2 protein-coding genes and 1 pseudogene are annotated in these 1,459 nt (G+C 65.2%); 1 reads left to right on the top strand and 2 read right to left on the bottom strand.

Translation table 11 applies throughout. From position 1 onward, the window contains the following. Window positions 1–195: L-threonylcarbamoyladenylate synthase (locus BIS11_RS17435; protein WP_253586704.1), on the top strand; the 195-nt coding region annotated here is incomplete at its 5' end. Between the two features lie 31 nt (window positions 196–226). Here BIS11_RS17435 and BIS11_RS17430 read toward each other — a convergent pair. Both BIS11_RS17430 and BIS11_RS17425 read right to left on the bottom strand, forming a co-directional pair. Then, window positions 227–1,120 (bottom strand): ion transporter, encoded by an 894-nt coding sequence (locus BIS11_RS17430; protein ID WP_253419869.1) that lies wholly within the window; start codon window positions 1,118–1,120, stop codon window positions 227–229. Window positions 1,121–1,148: 28 nt separating this feature from the next. After that, a pseudogene (locus BIS11_RS17425) lies at window positions 1,149–1,459 on the bottom strand (CYTH domain-containing protein); the annotation flags it as partial.

Here is a 1,459-nt window from a genome sequence, read left to right as displayed (position 1 = left end):
ACGCTGATCCCCGTCGACGAGACGCTGCCGATGAACGAGCCCGAGGAGATCCGCGAGCGCTTCGGCGCGCACCTGGATCTGATCATCGACGGCGGCGCCTGCCATCTCGATCCCACCAGTGTCATCGACCTGCGCACCGCGCCGCCCACCATCGTGCGTGAAGGGCGCGGCGATACCGCTCCTTTCGAGCGCTAGACCTGAATGAGGCGCCTATCGATGCCGGGGATCACTCCCCGGCATCGTCGTCCTGGCGCGGCTCTTTTTTCTTTTCGCGCGGATCGTCGCTGAACTCGTCGAGCCAGGTGCCGCAGCGCAGGCAGTAGCGGGCGCCCTTTTCGTGTCGATCGAGGCCGCAGCCGGGGCAGGCCTCCTCGGAGTAGCGCTCCTCGCGGATCGAGCGGATCACCTGGGCGGAGAACACCCCGGTGGGCACGGCGATGATCGAGTAGCCCAGCAGCATCAAAATCACCGTGATCGACTTGCCCAGCGGCGTGACCGGGACGATGTCGCCATAGCCCACCGTGGTCATGCTGACGATCGCCCAGTAGACCGAGATCGGAATGCTGGTGAAGCCGGCCTCGTCGGACTCGATGGTGTACATCAGGGCGGCGAACAGCGTCACCACCATCAGGATGCTGCTGAAAAAGAGCAGGATCTGGCGCGAACTGCGCTTGAGTGCCTCGAGCAGCATCTGGCCTTCACCGACGAACTCCATCAGGCGCAGGATACGAAAGATACGCAGTACCCGCAGAAGGCGCACGATGACCAGGGCGTGGGCGCCGGGTACCAGAAGCACCAGCCAGGTGGGCAGAATGGCGATCAGGTCCACCACCCCGTAGAAGCTCTTGAGATAGACGGTGGGGCGCTCCAGACAGTAGAGCCGCACCAGCAGCTCAATGCTGAAGGCGGTGGTCAGCGTCCACTCCATGTAGAGGAAGATATCGCCATAGCGCTGGGCGTAGGTTTCGACGCTGCCCAGCAGGATCACCGCGACGCTGGTCAGGATGGCGACGATCAACACCAGGTCGAAGGCCTTGGCCCCGGGCGTGTCGGACTCGAAGATGATGTGAAAGAGCTGCGAGCGAATGCCCTCGGGCCCGGGGGCGAGGTGAAGACTCATGGTGGTTCCCTGACAGTGATAGGCCCGGTCAGCTTAGCGCGCTTTCGATGGCCAGGCGATGAGCAAGCGCCAGCGCCGCGTGGCCGAAGTGCGGGTCGGAGTCCCGGGTGTCGAAGGCGTCGAGCAGCGCCTGGGCGGTGGGGCGCAGCGCTTCATCGAGTTCGGGATGCACGGCCAGGGCGGTGAAGGCACTCTTGGCGTCGGCCTGGAAGCTGTCATCGGTGCTGTCCAGGTGGGCATCGAGGGCGACGAGGCCGCGATGCAACCACTGGCTCGGCGTGGCGGCGTCCGGCAGCGGCCATTCGCCGCGGCTCAGTTGGTTGCCGCGCGCTGCCTTGC

The organism is Halomonas sp. 707D4, from assembly GCF_024158685.1.
GTDB lineage: Bacteria > Pseudomonadota > Gammaproteobacteria > Pseudomonadales > Halomonadaceae > Vreelandella.
This window is presented reverse-complemented; position numbering and strand designations above follow the sequence as displayed.